The sequence below is a fragment of the Pedobacter sp. AK013 genome, from assembly GCF_014205835.1.
Taxonomy (GTDB): Bacteria; Bacteroidota; Bacteroidia; order Sphingobacteriales; family Sphingobacteriaceae; genus Pedobacter.
This window is the reverse complement of record NZ_JACHCQ010000003.1, coordinates 14286-35369: the sequence shown is the minus strand read 5'-3', so window position 1 is coordinate 35369 and position 21084 is coordinate 14286. Positions and strand designations below refer to the sequence as shown.

At 37.3% G+C, this 21084-nt stretch carries 20 protein-coding genes; 11 read left to right on the top strand and 9 right to left on the bottom strand.

The window, feature by feature from the left end; translation table 11 throughout:
• Positions 1 to 4: 4 nt before the first annotated feature.
• Positions 5 to 1093 (top strand): acyl-CoA dehydrogenase, encoded by a 1089-nt coding sequence (locus tag HDC90_RS02795; RefSeq protein ID WP_184463679.1) that lies wholly within the window; start codon positions 5 to 7, stop codon positions 1091 to 1093.
• Here the strand turns inward: HDC90_RS02795 and msrA are convergent, their stop codons facing one another.
• From msrA to HDC90_RS02760, 7 genes are all read right to left on the bottom strand, one after another.
• Positions 1094 to 1636, bottom strand: coding sequence for a peptide-methionine (S)-S-oxide reductase MsrA (gene msrA / locus HDC90_RS02790; RefSeq protein ID WP_184463677.1), 543 nt, complete (start codon positions 1634 to 1636; stop codon positions 1094 to 1096). It abuts the gene before it with no gap.
• Positions 1637 to 1840: 204 nt separating this feature from the next.
• Entirely contained in the window at positions 1841 to 3253 is a 1413-nt protein-coding gene (locus HDC90_RS02785; protein WP_184463675.1) for a hypothetical protein, read from the bottom strand.
• 66 nt (positions 3254 to 3319) lie between these two features.
• A complete protein-coding gene (locus HDC90_RS02780; RefSeq protein WP_184463673.1) occupies positions 3320 to 4369 on the bottom strand; it encodes a hypothetical protein in 1050 nt (349 codons plus the stop codon).
• A 97-nt stretch (positions 4370 to 4466) separates the two neighbouring features.
• Positions 4467 to 5348, bottom strand: coding sequence for a class I SAM-dependent methyltransferase (locus HDC90_RS02775; protein ID WP_184463671.1), 882 nt, complete (start codon positions 5346 to 5348; stop codon positions 4467 to 4469).
• Between the two features lie 103 nt (positions 5349 to 5451).
• Positions 5452 to 5682, bottom strand: a complete 231-nt coding sequence (locus HDC90_RS02770) for a DUF2281 domain-containing protein (RefSeq protein ID WP_184463669.1) — start codon at positions 5680 to 5682, stop codon at positions 5452 to 5454.
• A gap of 21 nt (positions 5683 to 5703) precedes the next feature.
• On the bottom strand, positions 5704 to 6456 hold the full coding sequence (locus tag HDC90_RS02765; protein ID WP_184463667.1) for an ABC transporter ATP-binding protein: 753 nt from the start codon (positions 6454 to 6456) through the stop codon (positions 5704 to 5706).
• On the bottom strand, positions 6456 to 7190 hold the full coding sequence (locus HDC90_RS02760; RefSeq protein WP_113949422.1) for an ABC transporter permease: 735 nt from the start codon (positions 7188 to 7190) through the stop codon (positions 6456 to 6458). The genes HDC90_RS02765 and HDC90_RS02760 overlap by 1 nt, the downstream gene beginning before the upstream one ends.
• A gap of 146 nt (positions 7191 to 7336) precedes the next feature.
• Between HDC90_RS02760 and HDC90_RS02755 the strand changes: the two genes are divergently transcribed.
• The 8 genes from HDC90_RS02755 to HDC90_RS02720 all read left to right on the top strand — a co-directional run bounded on the left by HDC90_RS02755 (position 7337) and on the right by HDC90_RS02720 (position 15817).
• Complete coding sequence (locus tag HDC90_RS02755) at positions 7337 to 8026, top strand: SDR family oxidoreductase (protein ID WP_184463665.1); 690 nt, start codon at positions 7337 to 7339, stop codon at positions 8024 to 8026.
• A 19-nt stretch (positions 8027 to 8045) separates the two neighbouring features.
• Positions 8046 to 8738 (top strand): PspC domain-containing protein, encoded by a 693-nt coding sequence (locus HDC90_RS02750; RefSeq protein WP_184463664.1) that lies wholly within the window; start codon positions 8046 to 8048, stop codon positions 8736 to 8738.
• A gap of 5 nt (positions 8739 to 8743) precedes the next feature.
• A complete protein-coding gene (locus HDC90_RS02745) occupies positions 8744 to 9721 on the top strand; it encodes a LiaI-LiaF-like domain-containing protein (protein ID WP_184463662.1) in 978 nt (325 codons plus the stop codon).
• A 108-nt stretch (positions 9722 to 9829) separates the two neighbouring features.
• Positions 9830 to 10441, top strand: a complete 612-nt coding sequence (locus HDC90_RS02740) for an RDD family protein (protein ID WP_184463660.1) — start codon at positions 9830 to 9832, stop codon at positions 10439 to 10441.
• A gap of 187 nt (positions 10442 to 10628) precedes the next feature.
• Positions 10629 to 10805: a hypothetical protein gene (locus tag HDC90_RS02735; protein WP_184463658.1), complete on the top strand. Its 177-nt coding sequence runs from the start codon at positions 10629 to 10631 to the stop codon at positions 10803 to 10805.
• A gap of 50 nt (positions 10806 to 10855) precedes the next feature.
• Positions 10856 to 12205, top strand: a complete 1350-nt coding sequence (locus tag HDC90_RS02730; RefSeq protein ID WP_184463656.1) for an alpha/beta fold hydrolase — start codon at positions 10856 to 10858, stop codon at positions 12203 to 12205.
• Between the two features lie 92 nt (positions 12206 to 12297).
• Positions 12298 to 14274 carry a (E)-4-hydroxy-3-methylbut-2-enyl-diphosphate synthase gene (gene ispG, locus HDC90_RS02725; protein WP_184463654.1) on the top strand — a complete coding sequence of 659 codons (1977 nt, stop codon included), beginning with the start codon at positions 12298 to 12300 and terminating at the stop codon, positions 14272 to 14274.
• Between the two features lie 268 nt (positions 14275 to 14542).
• Positions 14543 to 15817: a mechanosensitive ion channel family protein gene (locus HDC90_RS02720; protein WP_184463652.1), complete on the top strand. Its 1275-nt coding sequence runs from the start codon at positions 14543 to 14545 to the stop codon at positions 15815 to 15817.
• Positions 15818 to 15828: 11 nt separating this feature from the next.
• Here HDC90_RS02720 and HDC90_RS02715 read toward each other — a convergent pair whose 3' ends face one another.
• Together HDC90_RS02715 and HDC90_RS02710 are read right to left on the bottom strand one after the other, a co-directional pair.
• Positions 15829 to 16362: a hypothetical protein gene (locus tag HDC90_RS02715; protein ID WP_184463650.1), complete on the bottom strand. Its 534-nt coding sequence runs from the start codon at positions 16360 to 16362 to the stop codon at positions 15829 to 15831.
• A gap of 27 nt (positions 16363 to 16389) precedes the next feature.
• On the bottom strand, positions 16390 to 17217 hold the full coding sequence (locus HDC90_RS02710) for a S9 family peptidase (protein WP_184463648.1): 828 nt from the start codon (positions 17215 to 17217) through the stop codon (positions 16390 to 16392).
• Positions 17218 to 17793: 576 nt separating this feature from the next.
• On the opposite strand from HDC90_RS02710, the gene hemA reads away from it, so the two are divergent.
• Both hemA and hemC read left to right on the top strand, forming a co-directional pair.
• Positions 17794 to 19020: a glutamyl-tRNA reductase gene (gene hemA / locus HDC90_RS02705; protein ID WP_184463646.1), complete on the top strand. Its 1227-nt coding sequence runs from the start codon at positions 17794 to 17796 to the stop codon at positions 19018 to 19020.
• A 367-nt stretch (positions 19021 to 19387) separates the two neighbouring features.
• Positions 19388 to 20968: a hydroxymethylbilane synthase gene (gene hemC / locus HDC90_RS02700; protein ID WP_184463644.1), complete on the top strand. Its 1581-nt coding sequence runs from the start codon at positions 19388 to 19390 to the stop codon at positions 20966 to 20968.
• The last annotated feature ends 116 nt before the right edge of the window (positions 20969 to 21084 follow it).

Below are 21084 nucleotides of genomic sequence, written 5' to 3'. Positions count from 1 at the left end.
AATCATGCAAGAAACATTAACCACCACCTGGCAGGAAAAAGTAAAAGCTTATGCAGCAATTTCCGAAGAAATGGGTAAACTTCATCCCGAAATTTTAGAACTGACCTATCAGGAAAATTGGTTTAAGCTTTTTGTACCCGAAATTTATGGGGGACCAAATAAAAAACTTCCTGAAATTTTAAAATTGGAAGAAGAATTAGCAGAAGCCGACGGAAGTTTAGGTTGGACCGTAACACTCTGTGCCGGTGCAGGCTGGTTTGCCGGGTTTCTAAATCCCGAATTGGCCGCAGAGATCTTTGCCGACCGTGAGGTTTGTTTTGCGGGGAGTGGTGCAGTTGGTGGGGTAGCCATTAAAACGAAGGAAGGCTATCTGCTCAATGGAAAATGGAGTTATGCCAGTGGTGCATTACATGCTACTATATTTACAGCTAACTGCACACTTAAAAACGAAAATGGAGATGATATTTTGGATGAAAATGGAGAGCCTGAAATTAAATCATTCATTCTTAAAAAAGAAGAAGTAAATATTTTGCCCGGTTGGTCTTACTTTGGTTTAATAGCTACAGGAAGCCATGCTTTTGAAGTTTGCGATTTAAACGTTGATGAAAACAGGACCTTTAAAATTAATCAACAAATTGAAGTAACAGATACAGGCTTTGATTATCCCTTTTTACAGCTCGCAGAAACCACGTTAACCGTAAATAGTTTAGGAATGACCAATCATTTTATTAAGCTGGTAGCGCAATCTTTTTACTCCCGTTCCGGATTGGGGAGATATAGTGAAGCGCAAATTTTGCTTTTTAACAGCGAACTCAGCCGTTGTAAAGAAGAAGTGTTAACCCTTCGTACAAAATTCTATCATGCGTTTGAGGAATCTTGGGATCAATTAATGGGTAATGGGGAAATTGCTGATGAGAAATTAAGCGAGGTGAGTTTAATCAGCCGTAAATTGGCACATGCCTGTTGGAAATCAGCAGCTACTTTATTTCCTTACTGCGGTTTAGAAGCCGCAAAAAAAGAATCAGAAATTAATAGGGTTTGGAGAGATATTCATACAGCTAGTCAGCATGCCTTGCTTACCTTCGAAATTTAATTATTCCAAAAGCTCTGGTTTAATTTTATCTTTAAAATCAGTAGCAAACTTATTCAACTTTGGTTGTATCACAAATGCGCAATAGGGTTTTCCCTGATTGTTATTAAAATAGTTCTGATGATAGTCTTCAGCCTCATAAAATTCGGCTATAGGAGAAATTTCTGTCGCAATTGGTTTGTTGAAAACATGTTGTTGGGTTAAATCTTCAATCATTTCCTCCGTTAGTTTTTTTTGCGCTTCGTTTTCGTAAAAAACCACTGAGCGGTATTGTGTGCCAACATCATTACCTTGCCTATTTAAGGTTGTTGGATTATGGGTTTTAAAGAATACCAATAGAAGCTCACTGAACGAAATAATGTTTTCATCGAATGTGATTTGAATTACTTCTGCATGCCCGGTATTGCCATTACAAATTTCCATATAGGTAGGGTGCTTTAAATCTCCCCCCATATAGCCCGCTGTAACCTGGCTTACCCCATTTAATGTCTGAAAAACGGCTTCAGTGCACCAAAAGCAGCCTCCGCCAAATGTTGCTATTTGCATATCCTACAATATATTTATTCCAATTTTTAAATAAATCAAAAAAAGACATTTTTTTGATATTAAACATTGGTTGGGTGGCGATTATTCCTATAAGTTTTAAGTAGGTGCTGTTTGGACAGTACTTTAGGTTAAATACATAGCAAAATGTATCTATGTACTAACTTTATAAAGGCAAGTCCTCTTGCATTAAAAAAGTGGGGCTGCCTAAAGCGTTTTGGCTTTAATTTTCTTTAATTCTAATTCTAGGCTAGCTGTTGAGGATTTTTCTATTTTCGCTTTGTCTATTGCTATTTCTTGTGTTTTAATTGCCTCTTCATTATAACCTAAACGATAAAGGATATGAGCTAAAGTATCGTAATATCCTGCAATGGGATTTAATTCAATCGATCTTCTGCTCCAAATCATGGCCTTACTAAGATAATTAAGATTTTTAGTCCCAATTTCATAAAACTTCCAGGCGGCATTATTTAATTCGTTAGCATAGCTGTTAGAAGTCGAACTGAAGGTTACTACCGATTGTGTGACAACTGTTTTGCCGTCAATTTTTTGTAAACTATCCAATTTCTCTTTTGAAATTTGTTTTTGGTTGGGCATCGAAGCAATGTGTTTTTGGGATAGCGCTTTCCGGTCTTTAGCTTCAATTTTTTTTATGCTATCTACACCAATATTCATGTAGAAATTATCATAAAAATAACTAGCGGTTCTCAAATAATTAGCGGTATCTTTTATGGTGCTGTAATACCATAAAATCTGCGTGTTATATGCTTGCTCTCCTCTTCTGTAATCTCTTGTCCATGTATTCCTGGCAAAAGAAGCCGCAGATATAGCCCTTGACGTATTTTTGTTCTTTGCTGCATCGGCAATCGTATTGGAAATAATTGCGTTATTAAGTGCAGTTCTTCGCTGTAAAGGTTCTGTTCTGTATAAACTGTCAATAATCTTCCGGTTGGTGTTGGCCAGCTTATAGGCGTTTCCATCACTGTATGGGCCAGCTTCCAAAATATACAACACATTTTGATAGTCGTTAAAGTCTCCAATTTTTAGGTTGTTGGCATATTGCTCAATAAGTTGTGCATTGTTTGTAATGCCAATCTTTTTTCTGGTGTCGATTAATTTTCTTAATACGGTATTGTTGTTTTTATCAGCATTAAATTGGGCTTCCAGATCAGATATTGATGCTTCTTTTGAAGCCGAAAGCGCCTTTTCGATCATCGAAATATATTTCTTTTGATCAGTAGAATTTCCAAAATCTTTGTAGAAAACATCTTTATTGGCGCGAAGAAATACAAATGCTGGGAACGATTTTACATTTGCTTCCCTAATGATTGACCTCACGCTAGTATCCGACATTGTGGTTTTATAAACGACAAAATTTTCATTAATACTGTTTATCACTTCAGGCTCATCTAAAGCAGATTTAAAACTGATTTTTGCATTTGGGGGTAAATCTGTTGGTTTGGGTAAACCAGATACCTCTATAATTAGCAATACTGGTTTTTTAGATGACAAAGATTGTTCCAGAGCCGTTTTTAAGGATTTTGATTTTTTTAATTCTTGGGCAATACCAGAAGAATAAGTTATAAATAAAGATAATGCAAGTGCAATAAGGTTTTTCATTTTGAGAGCGGATTATATGGTTAAATTAAAAAACGCCTGTAATCTCATTCACAGGCGTTTGGTATATTATTGGTATTGAACGTATATCGGTTTTGGTGTAAGCTTTAACAGCTCTTCAGGAGTCATTAACCGCTTAGGGTCTTTCTTCAGATCATTTTTGTAAAACAGCTTGAAGCCAGTAAACTGTACAGGCTCTGCCTGAATGAAATGACGATAGGTTCCTTTTTTTAATTCAGGTTCGCCCCATCCATCCATATGCACCACTACCTGCACCTCAGGACGTAATTTAATGCTAGCTGAATTAGTTACCATCTTCTTTGTAAAACGGTGTAATACAAATACTTTTGGAGGTAAATTGTATTTTTTAACAATATCGGCTAAATATCCGGTCACATAATTCACATCGGCAGCATCGTAAGTACCAATTTTTTTGCCTGGTAATGTTCCATCCTTCATTGAAAATTCTGGATCGATACCTAAGTGAACATATGGCAATTCCAGGTATTTTGCAATATGAGGTAATTCTGCTTTTATAGTACTTAGAGCTACCTGAAGATCTAAAAATACTATCGTGTTAGGTTGCATTTTGGCAATTTTCAAAACAGAATCGATCTGTTTATTACCCATCCTGTTGATGTATTTTCCATCTTTCCCTGGCGTTCCGCTTGCTACTGCGGCAATATAATGTAATCCTGGTTGTACCGGGGTAGAAGGATCAGCCTTTTCCCAATGTTTAACCTCGGCATTTAGACGTTGCCACATTTCTTTAGGCGCATATTCACCAAGTGCACCCATTTTTTTCGAATGCAGGTTTCCATAATAAACAACTATGCGTTTAAAAGGTAAAATAGCTCCAGCTAAAGGATATGGTTGTTTTTTTACCGGCCATTTCCCGGTAGTATCTCCGTTTGCCAGTTTTTTTACTAAGGAATCATAAAGCTTTGGATCAACCGGTTTCATGACGTTAACCGTTGAGTCCGTTTTCTTTTTAGTCGAATCAGAAGAAAAGATTTTACCGATACCGCCACTACTCTTGCCATCTGAATTACAGTTGGCAAATAAGCTGATTGCGGCAAAACCAAGTATTAGTGTGCCTGCTAATTGAGGGAATTTCATAGATATATTATAGATAATTAAAGTTAAACAGTTTTCCGAATCTGTTTCGATGAAAGTAGGATGGAAATCTGGTAGTTTAAAATAAAGTAATCAACATTTACACATTACAGAATTTGCCAAAAACACCCAATGGTAATTTAATGCCTGATGTAGCCTGCAAAAAGAGTTCTCCCGTTTCGAGGTTTTTAACGGAAGGGAATGAGGTACGGATTAAATTTTCAACAATTACTGAAGAAAAACCAAGTGAGTAGGTGTTTAGGATAAGAAAATGTTCTTTTTCATCCAAAAGTTGTACCACATCCTGCATCATTTCCTGGATATGATCTTCGAGTTTCCACTTTTCGCCATTAGGGCCATGGCCATAAGCTGGAGGATCTAGAATAATGCCGTTATATTTTTTGCCCCTTTTTAATTCTTTTTTAACAAATTTTAGCGCATCCTCAACCATCCAACGGGTATCTTTCAATCCCGAAAGCTCCTGGTTTTCATTTGCCCATGTTACTACCTGCTTAATCGAATCAACGTGTGTAGTTTCTGCACCTGCCGCATTTGCAATTAACGATGCAGCACCAGTATAAGCGAAAAGGTTTAAAACTTTAGGTTGTGGTGTTTTAAATTTTTTAATCGATGACGAGATAAAATCCCAATTTACTGCCTGCTCTGGGAATACGCCAACATGTTTAAAAGAGGTTAAACCTAAACGGAGTTTGATAGCCACTTCATTGTTTTTGTATTCTACATGCCAGCGGTCTGGAATGGATAGGTTTTTCTTTACCCATTCGCCAGAAGTAGCTGAACGGCCTCTGAAAGTAATGTTGGCCGTTTTTTTCCAATCTTGCTCTGAATATGTTTTTTTCCATACTGCCTGAGGCTCAGGACGGATAAGGGTAACATTTCCAAAACGTTCTAATTTTTCAAAATCCCCGCAATCAATCAGTTCATAATCTTTCCAGTGGGTGGGGGCAAGTAATTGTATCATGTATTATTTGTATAGTTCGTCATTGCGAGGCACGAAGCAATCTTAATGCGATAGATATACAGAAGGAGATTGCTTCGTGCCTCGCAATGACGATTTATTTATTTTAATTGAAATCTAATGGATCGTTAAAATCTTCAGGGATGATAAATAAACCTTTTGCAGCACCATATAAGCTTTTTGGTTCTTCAACAATGTTTGACTCTTCACTTTTCGACTTTGGAAAACTTTTCGAATGTTTAGCTTTTAAAAAATCAATAAAATCTTCTACCTCGTTTACCATGCTTTCTGGTAAGGTTTCCAATTTGTGAATGATATTTTTTGTAGCCGTAGTCATATTACAAATATAAGAATTTTCTTAAAACTTATCTTTTGCGGCTTTCATGAAGCGGCTGGCGAATACAAAGTCATTCAGCTCTTTAATGTCGGTATGTGCTATTTCTTTATTGCTGCCTTCCCAGAATTTTTTTCCTTCGTGTAAGAATAAAATATAATCACCAATCCCCATTACTGAGTTCATATCATGCGTTACCACAATGGTGGTGGTTTTATATTCTTCGGTAATTTCCTTGATCAGTTCATCAATTACGATAGAAGTTTTCGGATCTAAACCTGAGTTGGGCTCATCACAGAAAAGGTATTTTGGGTTCATGGAAATAGCACGTGCAATACCTACACGTTTTTTCATCCCACCCGACAATTCTGCCGGGAATAATTTGTTTTTACCCGCCAGGTTTACCCGTTCTAAACAAAAATCAACCCTTTCGAGTTTTTCTTTTCTACTTTGATCAGTAAACATATTTAAAGGAAACATGATGTTTTCTTCAACGGTCATACTGTCAAACAGGGCAGAGCCTTGAAATAACATGCCGATTTCTTTACGTACCTCAATGCGCTGCTCGTAGGTCATTGGTGTAAAATCACGACCATCGTACAATACCGAACCAGAATCTGGTTGGTGTAAACCTACCATACATTTCAGCAGGGTTGTTTTTCCCGATCCTGAGCCACCGATAATTAAGTTGGTTACGCCTTCTTCAAACTTTCCAGAAATACCTTGCAATACGTCATTTCCGGAGAACGATTTATAAATATCTTTAATTTCGATCATTACAATAACAATTGGGTCACGATATAATCGCAAGCTAAAATAGAAATACAGCTAATTACAACAGCCCTTGTACTGGCTTGAGAAACTTCCAGGGCACCACCGCGAACGTAAAAGCCTTCATATGCCGGAACAGATGTGATAATAAAACCGAATACAAATGCTTTTACCAAAGCAACAGTAATGGTATAAGGATTAAAATCGGTGGTAATACCCTGAATATATTCTGCTGGTGTTACTGCTCCAGAAACAGAACCGCCAATATAACCACCGGTAATACTTAAAAACATAGAAATGATAACCAGCATAGGTACCATGGTTATGCCTGAAATAATTTTAGGGAGGATGAGGTAGCCTGGGGCATTTATACCCATAATTTCTAAAGCGTCAATCTGTTCGGTAACACGCATCGAACCAATTTCTGATGAAATGGCCGAGCCGATTTTTCCTGCCAAAACAATTGCACTAATAGTTGGACTTAACTCTAATATACTCGAATCGCGGTTTACAGAACCGATAATTGTTTTCGGAATAAAATCACTAACCAACTGGAAAGCAATTTGTAAAGTCATTACTGCGCCAATAAAGGTAGAGATAATAGCAATTAAACCTAAAGAGCCTACACCAACATAATCCATTTGTTTGGCGATTTCTTTCAGGTATATTTTCAGTTTTTCCGGCCTTCTGAATACAGACTTGAGTAGCAGGATGTATCTGCCGAAATTGGTAAAATTCATTCCGTATGTATTTGCTTAATTTAAATGATCATTTATAATACTACAAAGAAACGATAAAAAAGTTGGAGCGCTTAGCTAATTACAAAAATATTCGTGGTTTTGAATATAAATATGGTTTTTTGTCAACAAAAATTAAACCATAAATAATGAAAGCTGTAATAACCGGAGCAACTAAAGGAATTGGTAAGGCTATTGCGATTAAATTTGCCCAAAATGGGTACGATTTAGTTTTGATAGCAAGAGGTTTAGCCGAACTCGAAAGGCTTCGACAAGAATTAGCCCTTTATGGGAATGCTGTTTTTATCCAGGCAGCAGATTGTTCGGTTAAGGAAGAGGTGTACGCTTTTTTAAATTCGACGGTTATAAATCTTGATCATGTAGATGTCTTGGTAAATAATGTAGGGATCTTTTTGCCTGGTAGTATGCTAGATGAGGATGACGAAACCTTCGAAAAGCAACAGCATTTAAATACAAATGCCAGTTATTACATCAGTAAGTTTTTTGGAAAAAAAATGCGTTCAGCCAAGCGAGGCCATATATTCAATATCTGTTCGGTGGCCAGTAAAGCACCTGTAAAAGATGGTGGCAGTTATAGTGTAACAAAAGCAGCGATGTTAAGTCTAAATCACGTATTGCGGCAAGAGTTAGCACCTCACAATGTTAAAGTAACTGCATTTTTGCCAGGTTCTACTAAAACCTCATCTTGGGAAGGCACAACAATTCCAGATGAAAAATTTGTACAGCCTGAAGATATTGCAGAAACTTTGTTTACCATTTTAAACTTAAGTAAAGGGGTAAATGTAGATGAGGTTTTGATTACTCCGCTTGATTTTTAAACACAAAATGAACAACGTTATGGAAAAGAAGCTTTTTAGAAACGAACACGATAAGATGATTGCCGGTGTAGCTTCGGGACTTGCAGATTACATGCAGGTTGAGGTTACCATAATCAGGTTATTGTTTGCATTATCGGCTATATTTATGGCTGGAGGTGGCTTAGTTGCCTATATTGTAATGTGGATTATTGTTCCGGTGAACAACGACCCAGCAGCAAGATTTTCTAAATTCAATGATTACTTTGGTAAAAATCCAAATGCACAACCGTTTGGAACTGCCGATCCTTTTGCAGGGTCTGCTAATCAGGGAAATCAGAATTGGACACAACCTGTAGACGGAACACAGAAAACACCTTTCGAAACACAGCCTGATTTCAGTAAATTCAATAAATCTAATGATACCGGCCGCACCATTGGCGGGTTAGTATTGCTGGTAATAGGATGTTTTTTCCTGATGCGCGAAATGGATTTTATACCCGATTGGTTTAGTATCCGCAATTTATTCAGGTACATGTGGCCGTTAATATTTATTGCTTTAGGTATAAGCATTATAGCCAAATCAAAAAGAAAAAATGACTGGGCTGCATTTCAGAATCAACAGGAGGCTGAACAACAAAAAACAGCTGATTTTTCTGAAACCATTGTAGAAACCGAACCTACAGCACCTGTTAACAAAGACGATAATTCAACATCCGCTAACCCTCAAGTATAAATAAAATGAAATTAGATAGATTAATTTGGGGTATTATCCTGCTTTTTATCGGCGGTGTACTTCTACTCGAAAACTTTGGCGTAATCAATTTTTATTGGCGCAACGTTTGGAGCTTTTGGCCAGTATTCTTAATCATAGCAGGTTTAAATATCCTGTTTAATAAAAACAATTCGCAAACAGGCAGTATTATTTCTATAGGCGTTTTAGTGGTGGCCTTGTCGTTCCTTTTTTATAAAGGGCAACAGGTACCTGAACGTGGTAACTGGTGGGGGCACCACTTTAAAAAAGATATAGATGTTAATATCGATCATAACGATGACGACAATGATGATAACGATAAAGACACTTCGTATAATCACTTAAGTTTATCTGAGCCTTTTGTAGCAGCAGATAATGTGAAAAAAACGGTGTTAAATATTTCTGGAGGTGGCATTTCATTTAATCTTGATGGTGAAACAGCAGAATTAATTAATGCTGACGTAAAGAAAAGACATGGTAACTTCTCTTTAAAGAAATTACTTACCGATAGCGCTACCGTACTTACTTTCCAAATGGAAGATAAAAAGAGCAAGTGGAATTTTGGTGATGGTGGTAACGATGTTAACTTTAAATTGAATAAAGAAGCTAACTGGGATATTTTAATGAAACTGGGAGCTGGAGAGGCAAACTTTGATTTTGCCAATTACAAAGTGCGTACTTTCCGCTTTGATGGTGGAGCAGCAGCTTTAGATATTAAATTCGGAGATTTATTGCCAATAACCGATGTAATTGTGAAATCTGGCGTGGCCGATGTGAAAATTAAGGTACCTACCAACTCGGGTTGCCGGATTAAAACCAAAACAGGTTTATCAGCTAAAGATTTCGATGGTTTTGAGAAATTGAGTGATGGTGTTTACGAAACTTCAAACTATAAAGCCTCAACCAAAAAAATCTTTATCAATTTAGATGGCGGATTGAGTAACTTTGAAGTAAGCAGATACTAGGGAGGTTGAAGGTTAGAAGGTAGAAGGCGTAAGGCTAAGACTTCATTAACGGAATCTTTATAAAATGCTGATCTTACAATCCTAATCTCATAATCCTGATCCAATCTAATGAATCCTGATCAATATATAGTGGTAATTAATGGAAAGCCACAAGGGCCATATAGTTTAACCGAACTGAAAGATTTAAACATTAGTGCGAATACTTTTATACGTAAACCCGGAATGGACGATTATAAAGAAGCTCACGCAATTCCCGAATTGCGTGAGCTTTTGGGTTTTAGTTATCAAAAAACTGCGCCCCAATATTTTGCCGCTTTCGATCAAAGGCTGTTGGCATCGGTGATTGATCATTTTATTATTTTTGGAATATATAGCATCATTATTTTAACGAGCTATATTTTTATTGAAGGCAAAGATCAGCGGATTATGGCTTTTCTAATCCCATTTCCATCCATATTTATCTTTAAACTCATTTATGGCAGCATTGCCGAGGCGTCTAAAAGTCAGGCTACCATTGGTAAAAAACTCCTCAATATTAAAGTAACCGATTTAGAAGGGAGCCGGGTTTCTTTCGGTATTTCCCTGGTGAGGAATTTTTCTAAAATCTTATCTGTAATTCCTGTTTTCTTTGGTTATTTATACAGTTTCCTCAATAAGAAAAACCAGTGCTGGCACGATATTGCAGCCAATACCTTGGTGATTAAGGATCGGTTAATATAAGTTAGAAAAGCAAGTCAATACAACTATTTTCGTTAGCCGGGCTGTACGCTATATCTTTGGCTGGTCTTCGACTATGCTCAGGCTGTGACAGCCAAAGGATGCCGCTTCCATCCCGTTTAGTAAACCTGGGCCAGTGCAATGATGCCAAACCCACCCACCGTTAAAAAATAAACCTGATCAAAGCGGGATGCCGATATTTCCATCGGCAGAAGCGGGAGCAGGACTACATTTGCCAAGCAATGCTGGTATTGCTTTTCAGAAAAAGCCATTTAAATTCAGAATTTTCTCATGCACATCAGGCTTAGCTGCCATAATTAAGTTGAACGTTTTCAATTTCGGTGGTCGGTTAAAAGATGTTAAATAAAAATATGCCATTGTTCTATTTGTTAGTTTTAGTAAAAATTAATCTAATATATGTTACGTTCAATTTTCACTATAGTTTTTGCTTTTTATCAGCTTTCCTCTTTTTCTCAAACCTCATCAGATTCGTTAAAATATGCAGCGGATGAGTATAATTTAGGTTTTGAAAAGTTAATATCAAATACAAAATTTGCTTCAAAATGGTTTAGTATCGATAATTCGAAAGGAGTTATGATAATTACCGATACAATAGAAAAACATAGTGGGCAACATTCTCTATTAATTGAAAACCTCAATAGCGACGGGGCGGCAAAATATGTTCAATCTGGAATTTTTATTCTCTCAAAATACGAAGGCCGCGAAGTAGAAATAAGATTATATGCCAAGCTTAAAGATGTAGCACATCATGTTGATTTTTCGGTTCGTATTGATGACCAAGACTATGATATGTTACAATACAAAAATTCATTAAAAACCCGGATATCTGGTAATAGAGATTGGCAACAGTATAGTTTAATATTGCCATTAAGCCACGATGCCAGAAGGATTTGTTTTTGGCCAGCCCTGTATGGTTCGGGTAAGCTGTGGATTGATGATGTTCAGGTATTGATTGATGGTGTAGATATCAGCCAGGCAAAAATAAAATTAGATTATGATCCTAATGCCCCACAGCCCATTAATTACGGAGGCAATACTGCAGCATCAGGTAAAGTAAAAGTAAAAGATGCTGAATTATATTATGAAACCTATGGAAAAGGTGAACCATTGTTGTTGTTACATGGAAATAGTCAATCTATTAATGTTTTTAAAAAACAGATTAAAACATTCGCCAAAACATATAAAGTTATTGCCGTAGATACCAGGGGGCAAGGAAAAAGTACCGATTCTAGTGTTGGGCCACTTTCATATGACCTTTACGCTGAGGATATGAAAACCTTGCTCGATTCTTTGCATATCAGCAAAACAAACATTTTAGGTTGGAGTGACGGTGGCAATACAGGACTGATTATGGCTGCCAAATATCCTACATATGTGAAGAAGCTCGCTGTAACCGGTGCATGTACAAACCCGAATGAAGCAGTTTCGGCCAGCACTTTAGAAGAGGTTAGCAAAGCAATTGAAAGTTTGAAAACCAAACAGGATGTTAAATCTAAATATCAGGTTCGATTATTCACCATGTTGCTTACTGAGCCACATATTACAGCTTTAGATTTAAAGCATATTAAAGCACCAGTTTTAGTAATGGCGGGTGAGAAGGATATGATTTTAGAGAAACACACAAAGTTTATTGCAGCTAATATTCCTAAATCTCAGCTTTTTATTTTTAAGGGTGCTTCGCATTACGTTCCTGTAGAAATGGTTTCAGAATTTAATACCAAAGTACTTTCGTTTTTGGATAAATAAAAAACAATTAAGGTTATTCGACTTTCCCTGGCATTATCTTTTACAACATTCCAACATTAAAACATTCCAACAATCCTTATCTTTGCAAACAGATGGAAAATATATTGGCAAAACATGATCTGGCTGGCGGATATTGCAACAGTTTAACGGCTTATTCGAGATATTTAACCCGTGAAGTTAACATAGGTGATATTGCTTTAGGTGGGCACAATCCAATCCGGATTCAATCGATGACAACCACCGATACCATGGATACTTTGGGTACGGTAGAGCAGACCATCCGCATGGTAGAATCGGGTTGCGAGTATGTTCGTATCACTGCACCTAGCATTAAAGAAGCCGAAAATCTGGCCAATATTAAAAAAGAACTACGTTTCCGTGGTTATAATGTGCCATTAATTGCAGATATCCATTTTACGCCTAATGCTGCCGAAATGGCTGCACGTATTGTAGAAAAAGTAAGGGTTAACCCAGGCAATTATGCAGATAAAAAGAAATTCGAAAATTTAGAATACACACAAGATGCTTACAATGCGGAGTTAAGCAGGATTTACAAAAAGTTTATCCCTTTAGTTAAAATCTGTAAAGAGTATGGCACTGCCATGCGCATCGGCACTAACCACGGGTCGCTTTCAGACAGGATTATGAGCCATTATGGCGATACGCCCCGCGGAATGGTTGAATCGGCAATGGAATTTATCCGTATGTGCGAAGACCAGAATTACTATAACCTGGTGATCTCGATGAAAGCCAGTAATACCCAGGTGATGGTTCAAGCCTATCGCTTATTGGTAGAAACCATGGCGAAAGAGGGGATGAATTATCCTTTGCATTTAGGTGTTACTGAAGCTGGTGATGGCGAAGATGGCCGTATTAAATCAGCCGTTGGTATTGGAACCCTATTAGAAGACGGTTTAGGTGATACCATCCGTGTTTCGTTAACTGAAGATCCTGAATTTGAAGCGCCTGTAGCTAAAGCTCTGGCAGGCCGATATGCCTTAAGAAGCCCGAAGTCCGAAGTCGGAAGTCAGGAGTCGATTAATCTACAGTCCACGCCACACGCCCTCCGCCCAACTTACAGCCCTTACGAATACAACCGCAGAATTACCAATCCTGTACAGCATATTGGCGGGCACCACCACCCAGTAGTGATGATCGATGTTTCGAAAGAAAATTTGAAAGACCCTTACTTTTTAAGTTCTGTTGGTTACAATTATAGTGCAGGTTTAGATAAATATAATTTGGTCGACCAGGCTTGCGATTTAGCCTTTTTAGGTGATAATTTGCCATCTTTTTCCTTCCCTGGAAATTTAAAGCAAGTTTATAATTACGAAACCTGGGTAAAACTTAAAGATAAGAACAATTGCCACCCACTATTCTCTTTTGAAGAATTTAGTAAAATTGAGACTAGGGATGAACTGTTGAACTTTGTTGATGTTGATGCGCAGCAATTAACCAATTTAACAATTAACCAGTTAACCAATGTTGTTCTAATCCTCAAAACCTCAGCCACTCACGGAATGGCCGAGCAAAGAGCATTCTTTGTTGAATTGCAAGCGAAAAATATCCAAGTTCCGGTAATTATAAAAAGAACTTATCAAGATGCAGATGCCGATCATTTAATGCTTTATGCTGCAACCGATATCGGTGCTTTATTTACTGATGGATTTGGGGATGGTGTATGGATTGATGCGCAAGGCCAAAACCTATCGTTGATTAATTCTACCAGTTTTGGGATTTTGCAGGCTACACGTACACGCATTAGTAAAACAGAGTACATCTCTTGTCCGAGTTGCGGTAGAACACTTTTCGATCTGCAGGAAACCACGCAACTGATCCGCTCGCGTACAGATCATTTAAAAGGAATAAAAATTGGTATTATGGGCTGCATTGTTAATGGCCCTGGCGAAATGGCCGATGCCGATTATGGTTATGTGGGCACTGGGCCTGATAAAATTACTTTATACCGTGGTAAAGAAGTAGTAAAGAAAAATGTAACTACTGCTTACGCTTTGGATGAACTGATTGATATTATCAAAGATGACGGGAACTGGGTAGAAAAGAACTAATCGCCGTTGCAAGGAGGAACGACGAAGCAATCTTTTTGCGCTAGTTTGTGTTCCTACAAACCATTTTTTATAGTTATTTTTATTTGTGCCGTGGTTTGTGTCCCCACAGACCACTTCTAGTTAAATTATTAATTTTTGAGTTTCGATCTGACACAGACTGAGGAGTTTGGATTTTATCTGTGTGTATCCTCTTAATCTGTGGTTAATGACATTACAGACAAGTCACACACCATTTAATTTTCTAACCAATAAATCCTAAATTGCCTTGATGAAAATACCGGAGTTTCAATTCCTGTTTAACGAACTTAGAAACTGGCTGGCAAGCAATGGCCTTGCCGGTGGCGAACTCATTTATGCTTACTTTTTTATCGGGCTGCTTGGTGTAATCTTATTTCTGTTCATTACCATATTTTTAACCCGACAACTTTTTATTGGCGTTGTAAAAAGTGCAAAAACCAAATCAGATTGGCAAAAAGCGCTGTTCGAATTCCGTGTTTTTAGGGCATTTGCATTAATATTTGGTGCTTATATTATTTACAATGCTGTTCCTTACCTTTTTATCGATTTTAAAAACGGGTTATTTTATGCCTTGATTTTTGCTAAAATCTACATGGTTTTAGCGGTGATGTTTGCAGTAAATGCATTTTTAAATGCTTTAGTGTCTATCATGGAATCATCAAAGAAATATGCCGATAAACCTATAAGAAGTTATAAACAGGTAGCTAAAATTGTTTTTTACATTGTAGGTTTTGTCCTTATTCTGTCCATCCTGCTAAACGAATCACCATTGTATATTTTTGGTGGTTTTGGTGCGGTTACCGCTGTGTTTATTTTGGTTTTTAGAGATCCGATTTTAGGTTTTGTGGCTTCGGTACAAATGAGTGCTATTGATCTGGTGAGGGTAGGCGACTGGATTACTGTTGAGAAATATGGTGCAGATGGCGAGGTGACCGAAATTAATTTAACCACCATTAAAGTACGGAACTGGGACAAAACCGTAACCATTGTACCAAGTTATGCCATTGTGAGCGAATCGTTTAAAAACTGGCGCGCCATGGAAGAAAGTGAAGGCAGGAGGATTAAACGCCACATCAATATCAAAATTTCGAGTATTAAATTCTGTGATGAAGAGTTGATAGGAAGACTACAGAGCATCGATTTTTTGAAAGATTACCTCAAAGAAACACAACAATTTATAGAACGTTATAATGCCGAAAATACGGTAGATCCCAATAATCTGGTTAATGGCCGCCACATGACCAATATCGGAACTTTTAGGGTTTATGCCGAAAAATACCTCGAAAGCAATCCACATATTAATAAGGAACTCACCTTTATGGTACGGCAGTTACAAGCCACAGAAAACGGGCTGCCAATTGAGATTTACGTATTCTCGAAAGAAAAAGGCTTAAAACGTTTTGAAGAAGTGGCGGCAGATATTTTTGATCACCTGCTGGCTGCGGTACCTTATTTCGATCTCGAAATCTTCCAAAGCCCAAGCGGCAGCGATATGCGTAATTTTGTGAGAAGAGGGGTTGATTAATATTGAAGAAATTAGAACTCCCATAAATAATTTCCACCAAAGTAGTTTCTTAGGAATACCAAAGAAATGATAATTAAAAAAACTAAAATTCCTTGAAGGGTAACGTTTTGTGATAGTTTATCATTAAAATAAAGAATTGTTGCCAGAAAAACACCTATAGTACTGGTAACTAATCCAAAAAAATCATCTTTAAGAAAACGCGTTTTACAAGCGATAATTACATTTGGTTTCCGCAAACCATAATATAAAATAATGCCGGTTATTTTTGATCTATAGATTAGCAGGGAATCTTTCTCATTTATTTCATTGAAAAGTTTAGGTGGGATCCTATATTTTTCATAAAGGGTTTGAACACTAAAAATGCGTTCTCTTCCGTTTTTGGAGCGATAGCCCTCAAAATCAACAATAAATTCAGCATTTGATTTTACGGGCGAGAAATTACTGTCGAGAAAAAGGATAAAAGAGGAAAATAATGTTAATCCAATTAAGATCTTCTTAAATAGAGCTTGATTGAAGCCTGAGAAGTTGATTCTATCTTGAGCCATAATTTATGATGGCCCAAGATAATTAATTTAAACTTCATTTATAAAGGTGATTACTTTTTCACAAACCTTAAACAAAAGCGGTGGTAAAGTTTCGCTGGCATAAGGTTGGGTAGCGCCATAAACATGGTTAGCTCCTTCAATTTTTACCAATCTGCTATTTGGGTTGGCCTCTGCCAGGGCTTTAGCAGTTTCTAAAGGAACATTTACATCATCATCGCCATGGATAATTAACCAAGGGATATTAATCCTTTTGGCTGCTTCTAAAATATTCAATGTTGCAGCATTTTCTTCCAGATCTTCCAATAAAGTTACATTTAACGGCATCTGTTCTTTAGTACGGGCATTGGTGACGAATATTTTACCTGTTTTTTTCCATTCTGCTTCCTGTTCTTTTTTCCAAAGACTACTAAAATCACCAATGGCGCTCCAAGTAACTAGTTTGTTGATCCTTAAATCGTTTGCAGCCTCAATAATGGATAAACCACCTCCACGGCTATGGCCTATGAGGTTTACTTTTGTGTCTTTACCGTAGACTTTTTCGATAAAATCGAGTACAGCATTTAAGTCAAAAAGCTCTTTTGATACGATATTGGAGGCGAAGGCATCCATATCAGTTACATCTTTAGGATCATCAACCGGAACACCGCTATGCGATAAATTGAACTTGATGTAACGGTAACCATTGCTGGCAAAATACCTGGCTACTAAATTGTGTGCGCCCCAATCTTTAAAACCTTTAAAGCCGTGTACAAAAAGTATGATGGGCGTATTGGGATTTTTCTCATCGAAAGTGATATCACCGATAATTAATTTTCCATCAGCACCGCTAAGGCTAAAATTGCTTTGTGTAATCATAATTTAAAGGAATTGGTTTAAAATATAAACCTACGAAATCTAATTTTGTTGTGGTGTTTGCTGTTTAAAATAGAAGAATATTAATCACAACCCCTATTAAATAGCCCTGATGGAAATGAATCCCGACTTTTCTTCAGAAGGAATGTACAGCAAGACGGAACCCTTCCCAATAGCACCGTTATTGCGTTTCAAATAACACGCATGTTATTTAAACTAAACAATGACTGAAAAGTGATCAATATCAGGATAAATCAACAATAAAAAACCAAAAACGCTTTCCTATATCACTGAAAAATAAATTAAAAAGCCAGATGCAGGCAACCATTTTGGCGTAATTACGTATTATACTGTAGTGGACAAAAAAGTGTTTACACCTAGCTAGAACGTAAAAGGAGGCATAATCTAAAGAAAAATCAAGCCTGATTGGTTTGCTAACGTAAATCAATCAGGCTTGATTTAATCTTCAAACCCTTTATTTAAAACCGTTCTAAATTGATGTAAATTACAGGTTAATGACAGTCACATGCATTCACCATGTTACTTTTGTATCCCGATAATAGTTAATAACGGAAGCACTTGGAATATTTAAAAGTAATAGCTTTTACGCATCACCACATCGACCTGAAATCTTTAGGGAAATTAGTTATTTGTGATCAGAGTTTAGATAGCAGGTTGAAGAATGTTCAAGCAGAACTTCCCGTTAGCGAAATTTTTTATATTGGAACCTGTAACCGTGTGGAGTTTGTTTTCCTTACCAAAGAGAAAACAAACAAGGAATTTGTAACCAGATTTCTTACTGTTTTAGACATGGGCCTGCCTCCCGAATTTATGGAGCGTTTCCTGGATAATGTTACGGTATACGAAAACGAAGAAGCTTTTAACCATTTGCTTAGAACATCGTGCTCTTTAGAGAGTTTGGTGGTTGGCGAAAAGGAAATTCTTGCCCAGATCCGTAAAGCTTACGAAAACTGCCGCGATGCGGGATTTACAGGCGATTACATGCGTATGATTATGGATCGTGTGGTTAAAACTGCAAAAGAAGTTTACACACATACCAATATTTCAAAAAATCCCGTTTCTGTTGTTTCATTGGCTTACCGTAAGCTAAAAGAGTTGAACATGTGCGGTAACTCGCGTATTTTAATTATAGGTGCTGGCGAAACCAATCAGAATATTGCAAAATATCTTAACAAACATAAATATTCAAATTTTTCAATTTTCAACCGTACCTTTTCCAAGGCCGAATCTTTGGCAGGAGAGCTAGGTGGTAAGGCTTATCCCTTAGCAGCACTTGAAGATTTTAATGAAGGATTTGATGTGATCATTACCTGTACAGGTTCAACCGAGGCGATTATTACTGAAGCGTTATACGCTAAACTTTTAAATGGTGACCAGGGCAAAAAGGTAATTGTAGATTTAGCCATTCCAAATGATGTTACGCCTGCAGTGATCCATAACAATCCTGTACATTATATTGAGGTAGAATCGCTGAAAGAGGTGGCACGCAAAAATATCCAGGAACGTTATAACGAACTGGTGCATGCCGAAGAAATTATCAGCAACAACATTACCGAATTTTTCTCTGTTTTAAAACAACGCCGTATAGAACTTGCCATGCAAGAAGTGCCAAGAAAGATTAAAGAAATCAAAAATACAGCCATAAATGGCGTATTTGCCGATGAAATTAGTCAGATGGATGAAGCCTCACGAGAAGTTTTAGAACGTGTAATGAACTACATGGAGAAAAAATACATAAGCGTTCCGATGGTAATGGCCAAAGAAATTTTGGTTAACCAATCTTAATTTTACCGCAAAGATCGCTAAGAGTAGGCGCAAAGAACGTCAAGATTAGCTTTTATCGTTTTTTCAATATTCTTTTTCTGTCATCCTGAATGAAATGAAGGATCTTCCTTTTCAGGAGACCCAGAAATAACATCTTGAAGTCAGGTAGTAATACCTGGCTTTTCGGATTTTAAATGGATTAAGTGTAAGATGGAAACATCTTGCATCACAGATAGATTCTTCGTTGCGCTCAGAATGACAAATCAATCTCCTAATGTCACAGAAATCCTTTAAATTATAGGTTCTGTAACCTCACTGTCTCATTTTTAAACAATTCATGGTATAAACCACTAATTAAATTAAATTTGTAACTCATTTAACCTTTATAGTGAAGAAATTAACCATTGGAACACGCGGTAGCGACCTGGCTTTATGGCAAGCAAATCATATCAAAGATGAATTGGCGGCCATTGGAATTGAAGCGGAAATAAAAATCATTAAAACACAGGGTGATAAAATCCTGAATTTAAGATTGGACAAACTGGAGGGTAAAGGCTTTTTTACCAAAGAGCTGGAAGAAGAGCTTTTGGGTGGAACAATTGATCTGGCAGTACATTGCCTTAAAGATTTACCTACTACGCATCCCGAAGGATTAATTATTGCTGCTTTACCACCACGAGAGGAAGCAAGCGAATATCTTTTGATTTTAAAAGATTGTGTAGATGTTTCACAAAAGTTGTCGTTAAAAAAAGGTGCAATGGTTGGCACTTCATCTAACCGCCGTAAAGCGCAGTTACTGGGCTTACGCCCCGATTTAGAGGTTGAAGATTTACGCGGGAATGTACCCACGCGTATCCAGAAGCTCCGTGATGAAGATTACGATGCGATCTTGATCGCAAAAGCAGGTGTTAAGCGCTTAAATCTTGATGTAAGCGATTTACATGTAGAAGAATTGGAAACCACTGAGTTTATCCCTGCTCCTGCACAAGGCGCTTTAGCTATTCAGATCAGGGAAAATGATACCGAGCTTTTTGATGCACTGCAAAAACTGCACGATCCGCATACAGCGGAAACAGTTACTGTAGAACGTAAGGTTTTAAACCTTTTTGAAGGCGGTTGCCACATGCCTTTAGGCTGTTATTGTAAAAAGGAAAACGGAAAATTCGAAATATGGACATCGAAAGCCGAAACAGCCGAAGATTTTCCTGAGCGTTTATTTTTACGCGCAGAAAGTACCGAAGGTTTGGCAGAAAAAATTGTCGACAAGTTTAATAAAGACAGAAAAAAGCCGACAAAGGTTTTCATTTCGCGTGAAATTGGTGAGCACAGTTATTTCCGTAGGGCTTTAGAAAATAATAATATTGAAATAGAAGGCCGTTCGTTAATCCGTACGTTTCCGATAGTAACTGTTTTAGATCAGTTTATCTTAAGACATGTAGACTGGGTTTTCTTCAGTAGCCGCAACAGTGTCGAATATTTTTTCAACTTAAAACCAGTAATGCCAAAGAAAACCAAATTTGGAGTAGTTGGAAGAGGTTCGGAAGATGCCTTGCGTAAATTTGGCCATATTGCCGATTTTGTTGGCGAAAGTGGCGATATTACCGAGGTTGCTGAAGATTTTGCGCAATTGGTTGGCGGTCAGCAAGTACTGTTTCCGAGAGCACAGGATTCTTTGCAGTCGATTCAAAAATCACTACCTGCTGATGCTAAAATAATCGATCTACCGATTTACGAAACGGTAATCGAAGAAGATATAGACCAGAGTTATGCCGATGTGCTCATTTTTACCAGTCCATCAAATGTTGATGCGTATTTCGTTGACAATTTGTTGGAACCGGGCCAACAGGTAATTGCCATTGGAAATTCAACGGGTAAGAAATTTGATGAAATGGGTGTGAAGTATGTTTTGCCTTATTCTCCTGATGAAATCGGATTGGCTGAAGCAGTATTTGGAATAGAAATAAGATAAGTTTAAAGCTAAAAAGACCAAAGCATAAAGAAAATATTACTATCCAAGGCATCGCGTGCCTGGTTCGTCATGCTGAACTTGTTTCAGCATCTCAATGGTTTGCTTCTTAAACAGTA

Coding starts and splice junctions, on each gene's coding strand:
- HDC90_RS02795 (WP_184463679.1), top strand. CDS start 5: ATGCAAGAAACATTAACCACCACCTGGCAGGAAAAAGTAAAAGCTTAT.
- msrA (WP_184463677.1), bottom strand. CDS start 1,636: ATGCAAATAGCAACATTTGGCGGAGGCTGCTTTTGGTGCACTGAAGCC.
- HDC90_RS02785 (WP_184463675.1), bottom strand. CDS start 3,253: ATGAAAAACCTTATTGCACTTGCATTATCTTTATTTATAACTTATTCT.
- HDC90_RS02780 (WP_184463673.1), bottom strand. CDS start 4,369: ATGAAATTCCCTCAATTAGCAGGCACACTAATACTTGGTTTTGCCGCA.
- HDC90_RS02775 (WP_184463671.1), bottom strand. CDS start 5,348: ATGATACAATTACTTGCCCCCACCCACTGGAAAGATTATGAACTGATT.
- HDC90_RS02770 (WP_184463669.1), bottom strand. CDS start 5,682: ATGACTACGGCTACAAAAAATATCATTCACAAATTGGAAACCTTACCA.
- HDC90_RS02765 (WP_184463667.1), bottom strand. CDS start 6,456: ATGATCGAAATTAAAGATATTTATAAATCGTTCTCCGGAAATGACGTA.
- HDC90_RS02760 (WP_113949422.1), bottom strand. CDS start 7,190: ATGAATTTTACCAATTTCGGCAGATACATCCTGCTACTCAAGTCTGTA.
- HDC90_RS02755 (WP_184463665.1), top strand. CDS start 7,337: ATGAAAGCTGTAATAACCGGAGCAACTAAAGGAATTGGTAAGGCTATT.
- HDC90_RS02750 (WP_184463664.1), top strand. CDS start 8,046: ATGGAAAAGAAGCTTTTTAGAAACGAACACGATAAGATGATTGCCGGT.
- HDC90_RS02745 (WP_184463662.1), top strand. CDS start 8,744: ATGAAATTAGATAGATTAATTTGGGGTATTATCCTGCTTTTTATCGGC.
- HDC90_RS02740 (WP_184463660.1), top strand. CDS start 9,830: ATGAATCCTGATCAATATATAGTGGTAATTAATGGAAAGCCACAAGGG.
- HDC90_RS02735 (WP_184463658.1), top strand. CDS start 10,629: ATGCCGATATTTCCATCGGCAGAAGCGGGAGCAGGACTACATTTGCCA.
- HDC90_RS02730 (WP_184463656.1), top strand. CDS start 10,856: ATGTTACGTTCAATTTTCACTATAGTTTTTGCTTTTTATCAGCTTTCC.
- ispG (WP_184463654.1), top strand. CDS start 12,298: ATGGAAAATATATTGGCAAAACATGATCTGGCTGGCGGATATTGCAAC.
- HDC90_RS02720 (WP_184463652.1), top strand. CDS start 14,543: ATGAAAATACCGGAGTTTCAATTCCTGTTTAACGAACTTAGAAACTGG.
- HDC90_RS02715 (WP_184463650.1), bottom strand. CDS start 16,362: ATGGCTCAAGATAGAATCAACTTCTCAGGCTTCAATCAAGCTCTATTT.
- HDC90_RS02710 (WP_184463648.1), bottom strand. CDS start 17,217: ATGATTACACAAAGCAATTTTAGCCTTAGCGGTGCTGATGGAAAATTA.